Origin of the sequence: Rhodopirellula europaea 6C (assembly GCF_000338295.1) — a bacterium.
In the GTDB taxonomy this organism is placed as follows: Bacteria; Planctomycetota; Planctomycetia; order Pirellulales; family Pirellulaceae; genus Rhodopirellula; species Rhodopirellula europaea.
In genome coordinates this window covers 1-6,270 of sequence record NZ_ANMO01000261.1, presented here as the reverse complement: position 1 = coordinate 6,270, position 6,270 = coordinate 1, and the positions used below count along the sequence as shown (strand labels likewise).

4 protein-coding genes are annotated in these 6,270 nt (G+C 57.9%); 2 read left to right on the top strand and 2 right to left on the bottom strand.

All coding sequences use genetic code 11. The features are described 5' to 3' along the window. The first annotated feature begins 329 nt into the window (after positions 1-329). Positions 330-1,115 (top strand): Fpg/Nei family DNA glycosylase, encoded by a 786-nt coding sequence (locus RE6C_RS27710; RefSeq protein ID WP_008662065.1) that lies wholly within the window; start codon positions 330-332, stop codon positions 1,113-1,115. 211 nt (positions 1,116-1,326) lie between these two features. Here the strand turns inward: RE6C_RS27710 and RE6C_RS27705 are convergent, their stop codons facing one another. Continuing rightward, positions 1,327-1,839 carry a keratin-like protein gene (locus RE6C_RS27705; RefSeq protein WP_007330420.1) on the bottom strand — a complete coding sequence of 171 codons (513 nt, stop codon included), beginning with the start codon at positions 1,837-1,839 and terminating at the stop codon, positions 1,327-1,329. A 540-nt stretch (positions 1,840-2,379) separates the two neighbouring features. Here RE6C_RS27705 and RE6C_RS27695 point away from each other — a divergent pair. Next, positions 2,380-3,909, top strand: coding sequence for a S1C family serine protease (locus RE6C_RS27695; RefSeq protein ID WP_008662062.1), 1,530 nt, complete (start codon positions 2,380-2,382; stop codon positions 3,907-3,909). Positions 3,910-4,327: 418 nt separating this feature from the next. Here RE6C_RS27695 and RE6C_RS27690 read toward each other — a convergent pair whose 3' ends face one another. Beyond that, entirely contained in the window at positions 4,328-5,938 is a 1,611-nt protein-coding gene (locus tag RE6C_RS27690) for a 2-isopropylmalate synthase (protein WP_008662060.1), read from the bottom strand. Between the last annotated feature and the right edge of the window lie 332 nt (positions 5,939-6,270).

The window sequence follows — 6,270 nt, the reverse complement described above, 5'->3', positions numbered from 1 at the left end:
CGCCCTTCAGGCGTTGCTCGGGTGAGGGGGCATTCACGCAATTTGCGTCGCTAATTGGCGTTGCAGTTTTCAACCTGAGGGGATTCGCCCCCTCTCCCAGACGACGGCTGAACGCCGCGCCTGACCTCTCCCCCAACGAAGTTGAGGGAGAGGTGACAAAAGTTGCACCGTGTCCTCGACCTGCAACCCCAAAGATTGAACAGGCGGGACTAACGCCCATCGGCTAATTGTTTTCATTCGGTAGACGACAGAATTAACAGGCCGCTAGACGCCTGGCTACAGTCGGCTGCCAACGTTCTCGTCCGTCCAAGCCACCGCGTCAGTCTGTCATGCCTGAAGGACACAAGACTCACTATCTAGCTCGTGAGCACAATCAGCGCTACGCGGGGGAACGGTTGTATGTCTCCAGTCCGCAAGGTCGGTTCAGCGATGGAGCCGGTGCCGTCAGCGGCCGCGTGCTCGAATCAGTGCAAGCGGCTGGTAAACATCTATTCTACGAGTTCGAGGGGAACCGTATCGTTCACGTCCACTTGGGACGTTACGGAAGCTACGCCGAACAAGCTTCGCCGCCCGAACCGCCGCGGGGACAAGTCCGCTTGCGAGCGATCAGCCCGACGCACACGTTGGATCTTCGCGGCCCGAGCCAGTGTCGGTTGATCGATCAGGAAGCCCAGCAATCAATTCGGGATTCCTTGGGGCCTGACCCTTTGAATGGTGGCAAAAAGACCGACGTGTGGTCGGTGATTTCAAAAAGCGGCAAACCCATCGGCGGCCTGTTGCTGGATCAATCCATTGTCGCTGGCGTGGGGAACATCTTTCGAGCCGAAGCCTTGTTCGAGACCGGGTTGGACCCTCACATTCCCGGCAACAAACTCACGCCATACCAATTCACGCGGCTTTGGAAATCACTGGTCAAGATGATGAAATTGGGGCTGAAGCACGGTCGCATCATCACCGTCGCCACCAAAGAGGCTGGTAAACCATTGGAAGAGCTGGCTGGCAACGAGCGTTTTCGTATCTACGGAAAAACGGATTGTCCGCGGTGCGGTGGCAACATTGCGGTGGACTCGGTTGCATCGCGAAAGATGCATTGGTGTCCGGAATGTCAGAGCTGAACGGTTTGCCCGATTTGTCGATCGGATTTGAGCAATGACCAAACGGTGCGCTGGGGTGGTTTGCTTCTGAGTGTTTGCGAGCGCGCATAGAAAAACCCTCGCATTCAAAACCGAAGTTTCAAACGCGAGGGCAATCGGAATCTCAAGGGTGACTCAGTTCGTGGCTTCGTACACGAACCGAGTCATTTGAGTCAGTGTTGGGTTCTTCGGATCAGTGTCCGCAACCGCAAGCTGGTGCTTCGAAGCCACAGGAAGGCTCGATGTACTCGCAACCGCAAGTTGGCTCAACGATGTCGCATCCGCTGTCGCAGCAAGCGTTCTTGCGGCTGAACAGCTTCTTGAACAAGCCCATTACAGGACGATCGCAGCAAGGTGCGCTGTCGCAGCAAGGGTCGACAACTTCGCAACCGCAAACTGGTTCGCAAACTGGCTCACATCCGCAGACAGGCTCACAAACTGGCTCGCAGCAAGCGTCGCAACCGTGCTTCTTAGCGAACAAACGCTGAAGCAAGCCTTGCTTTGGTGCACAGCAAGGTTCGACAACTTCGCAACCACAAACAGGTTCGCAGATTGGCTCGCAACCGCAAGTTGGTTCGCAAGCGACGTCGCAGCCACTGTCACATCCGCCGAACAACGACTTCAGGTGTCCGAAAGCACTTGCTTCTTGAACGTTACAAGCGACGACAGCCAAGGCCAAAACGGCAGGAACGAGGAAACGGCTCATAGGGAATCTCCATGGAAGGTTTGGTTTTAAATTGGTCGTCCGTGGAACCACTTGTTTGCGTTGGGCAAACCTTGCTGGGAGGCAATCGGTGTCCGGGACACACCTAGATATCGGACATTCCACAAGACCATGCGGTGGAATCTTTCCACAATGGTCGCAAGTCGGTGTTTTCGCGTTCGGGACAGCAGGGTTGCTCCGGCTAACGGCAAAGCAACGGATGCACGAATCGAGTCCAAATTCTTGGACCTCTTTTCGGTCGAATTTGTTTGACCGCGCATCGAACGCGCGCAGCAAGTTTAGGTTTGAAAACCGACGGATGCCCTCGAAAAGATTGCTGCGACCGTCTCTGGCCGAGAATGTACCCTTCCAGCCGCAAAAATCGCTGTGATCGGCCCCGGTTTGCTCCCTCGCACCCCTCTGTGAACGGGTCGGGCACAAAATTGTTACGGTCTCGCTTCGTCGGGTCGCTACAATCAATCTCCATCCTGAATGCATCTCTCCCACGGGGACCAGCACCTCCTCGCTTTCGGTTTCGGCCGAATGCGTCTTCCTTTTGGAAATGTGGCCATGCGAACCGACAAACCCTCCGACGAACCGATGTCGCTCGATGGGATCACTCCGATCCCCGTGCCCTCGGTTTTTTCATCTGACAAAGACGCCGAGGCCGCCATGCTGAATGCGGCCAAAGATGGGATGGGTACGGAGTGGTTCGGATCCGCGGAACATGGTGAGGCGGAAAACCGCGAGTCGGTGAAGCCAGACGATTCAAGTCCGAGTGGAGCTGACTCGGCAAGTAACGAATCGCTGCCGGCGAATTTGCGTCAGGATGAAAAATTTGACGGACCACCGCCACCGATCTCCAAACCACCTGTTTCGGACCGGTGTTCTGAATCAGAACGCAGCCAAACTGCAGTGCAGCCGCATCCGATCCTGCAAAGCCTGACGTTGCTGGCCACGATGGCGTTGATGTTGTTGCTCGCTCGCTACAGCGTCCCACACATTGTCGAAGAGATTCGCTATGCCTGGCACCGCGGTGAAATGCGTGCGGAAAACGAAACCGGCGTCGAAGGTCTTCGCAACGTTTCATTGGATTCACTCAGCCGTGCCTACGAAATGGTCACGTCCGCGGTCGGGCCCACCGTGGTCCACATCGACGTGGAGCGTTCTGTTTCGGAAGAGGATCGCAATCTGCAACGTTTGCTCGGCGAAGATAGCTACACGCTGTCGGATCAAGGCAGCGGCGTGGTGATCGACGAAGGTGGCTACATCCTGACCAACCGTCACGTGATCGCCGATGGCATCGCGATCAGCGTGACCCTCAGCGATGGTCGTCGGCTTCCCGCCGCATTGGTCGGCAGCGACATGCCCACTGACTTGGCGGTGCTAAAAGTCGACGCGGACGGATTGATCCCGATTGCCTGGGGAGACAGCGACGCGCTGCGTGTCGGCTCACCCGTGTGGGCCGTCGGCAGCCCGTTTGGTCTGGACCGGACGATCACGTTTGGAATCCTGAGTGGCAAGCACCGTGTCGTCCGGGCTGGCGTTCAACATGGTTCCAGTGCTCGATACCAAGACTTCATGCAAAGCGATGTGGCCGTGAATCCAGGTAACAGCGGCGGTCCGCTCGTTGACGCTCGCGGGCGGTTGATCGGCATCAACACCGCAATCGTGGGCGACACGTATCAGGGCGTCAGCTTTTCGATCCCCAGCAACGTGACTCGCCAGATCTACGACCGCATCCGTGAAACGGGCAAGGTCGAACGTGGATGGCTCGGAGTGCTGTTGTCGGAAGTTCCCGACTCGATGCACCGCGGCGACGACTTACGCGTCCGAGGTGCGTTGATCTCAGGCGTGACGGGGGAAGATTCTCCGGCCGCCATCGCTGGTCTAAGAATCGGCGATATCCTTTTGAAGATCGATGGCGTTCGAGTCAGCGATGTTGGTCACCTGATGCGTCTGATCGCGAATCTGGGGCAGGGAACGTTGTTGAACGTTGAGCTGACCCGCGATGGCGAACCGATGACGGTCGAGGTGACGCTAAAGAAACGACCCGAAAATTTGGATCGCTAGCGTCCAAGCGAGCCAACCTGTAGCAGTCAGCCAACCCGTAGCACGGTGGTCCCCACCGTGAATTTGCGCTCGGCTCACTGGAGGGCCCCAGTGAGCTACGGTTGCGCGTGGATCAGAGTAGAACCATTGTCCCCAATTGTTCCGTCCTGTGGCTCTGGAATGCTAGTCCGCGTCGCATCCATTCACGCGTGAGCATCCTTCATGTTGCGAGCAGAAACGGCCCGAGAACCTGGATCGCAAACGGCGAGATCAGCCAACTCGTAGCACGGTGGTCCCCACCGTGAATTTGCGCTCGGCTCACTGGAGGGCCCCAGTGAGCTACGGTTGCGCTCGGCTCACTGGAGGGCCCCAGTGAGCTACGGTTGCGCTCGGCTTACTGGAGGGCCCCAGTGAGCTACGTGGAACTTGGGATGGCCGATCAGGGTTGGGGCAGTTCGCCGGGGTCGGAGGCAACGCCCGCGACGATGCGGTTGATGGCGTTGAGCATGGCCAAGATCGTGCTCTCGACACTGTCCGTGCTCACGCCGGTCCCGCGATAAGTCTTGCCCTCATGCTCGACTTCCAGGTTGACTTCGCCGATCGCGTCACGGCCCAGCGTCGCACTGCGGACTCGAAAGTCTTTGCAGACGACTTGGATGCCGGTGATCTTTTCAACTGCCCAAAACGCAGCATCAATCGGTCCATCACCCTGTGCAACTTGCTCGGTGAATTCCTGGTCGTCGCGACGCAGGGTGACTCGCACGTTTGGTGTTTGGTTCTTGCCGCTGGTGACTTCGTAATCGACCAACGTCCATTCCGGAGCCACCGTCTCGCTGATCTTTTGCTGGACCAACGCGACGATGTCACCGTCGTAGATCTCTTTCTTCTTGTCGGCGAGTTCCTTGAATGCCTCGAAGACTTCTTGCAATTGTTCCCCAGTCAACGTCATGCCCAACTGTTTGGCTCGATCGGCGAGTGCCGCACGTCCGCTGTGTTTGCCCAAGACCAAATCGGTTTTGGTGAAGCCGACTTCTTCGGGCGACATGATCTCATACGTGGTGCGTTCCTTCAGCATCCCGTCTTGGTGAATGCCGGACTCGTGCGCGAACGCGTTGCGACCGACGATCGCTTTATTGCGTTGCACATTGATGCCGGTTGTCTTGCTGACCAGACGACTGACGGGGACCAAGCGTTTGGAATTGATGTTCGTTTGGCAGTGATAGAAGTCCTGGCGAGTCTTCATCGCCATCACCAATTCCTCGAGCGCCGCGTTGCCGGCGCGTTCACCGATGCCGTTGATCGTGCATTCGATCTGTCCGGCGCCCGCGTCGACCGCGGCCAGCGAATTGGCGACCGCCATGCCCAAGTCGTCGTGGCAGTGCGTGCTCAAGACGGCTTTGTCCATGTTCGGCACCCGGTCCCGCAACATTTTGAAGCGGTCGTAGATTTCACCTGGCGTGGTGTAGCCGACTGTGTCGGGCACGTTGATCGTGGTGGCTCCCGCATCAATCGCGGCTTCGACCACGCGGCACAAGAAATCGTGCTCGGTCCGACATGCGTCTTCGGGCGAGAACTCCACGTCGTCGCAATGCGAAGCGGCACGGCGAACTCCCGCGACCGCCCGTTCGACAATCTCGTCCGGCGTCATCCGCAATTTGAATTCGCGGTGAATGGCGCTGGTGGCCAAGAACACGTGAATGCGAGCCTGCGGGGCGGTCTTCAAAGCTTCCCATGCTCGATCGATGTCCTTTTCAGCACAGCGAGCCAACCCGCAGATCGTGGCACCGCGAACGGTGGTGGCGATTTGCCGGACGGATTCGAAGTCACCTGGGGAGGCGATTGGGAAACCGGCCTCGATGATGTCGACACCCAAATCGACCAGAGCCGAAGCGACCTCGAGCTTCTCCGCCAAGTTCATGCTGGCACCAGGCGATTGTTCGCCATCACGCAGCGTGGTGTCGAAGATGCGGATTTGGCGAGTGGCCAAGTTGTCAGAGGACGAGGCTTCGGCGGACTGGGTCATGGCATCAGGTGTCGGTTGGTCAGACATGGGACTGCAATCTCGGAAAGGGAAGAAGATAAACTTCAGAGCCCCGGAATCGCACCCGCCGCACATGCATTCGGGCACAAAAAAACCCGAGTCGCGGCAAGTGCGGCCCGGGCAAATTCATTCGATGGAAAATTGAGACAACCGCCGTCAGGCGTCCACCACGAATCCGCTCAGGCCGTTCGCTAGAAGGCCGAGGTCGAGATTCAGCAGGAGGCAAAGTTGTCCGCTCATGAATCTGACGATAATCGGATCCCGCCACGCCGGTCAAGGCGGGAAGTGGGAAAGGGCCACAGAAGCTCAGGGCCACAGGGGGATTGAGCGGCAAGGCTTTT

Excerpts from the sequence above, each read along its gene's own strand:
- RE6C_RS27695 (WP_008662062.1), top strand. The coding sequence starts at position 2,380 with ATGCGTCTTCCTTTTGGAAATGTGGCCATGCGAACCGACAAACCCTCC.
- RE6C_RS27710 (WP_008662065.1), top strand. The coding sequence starts at position 330 with ATGCCTGAAGGACACAAGACTCACTATCTAGCTCGTGAGCACAATCAG.
- RE6C_RS27705 (WP_007330420.1), bottom strand. The coding sequence starts at position 1,839 with ATGAGCCGTTTCCTCGTTCCTGCCGTTTTGGCCTTGGCTGTCGTCGCT.
- RE6C_RS27690 (WP_008662060.1), bottom strand. The coding sequence starts at position 5,938 with ATGTCTGACCAACCGACACCTGATGCCATGACCCAGTCCGCCGAAGCC.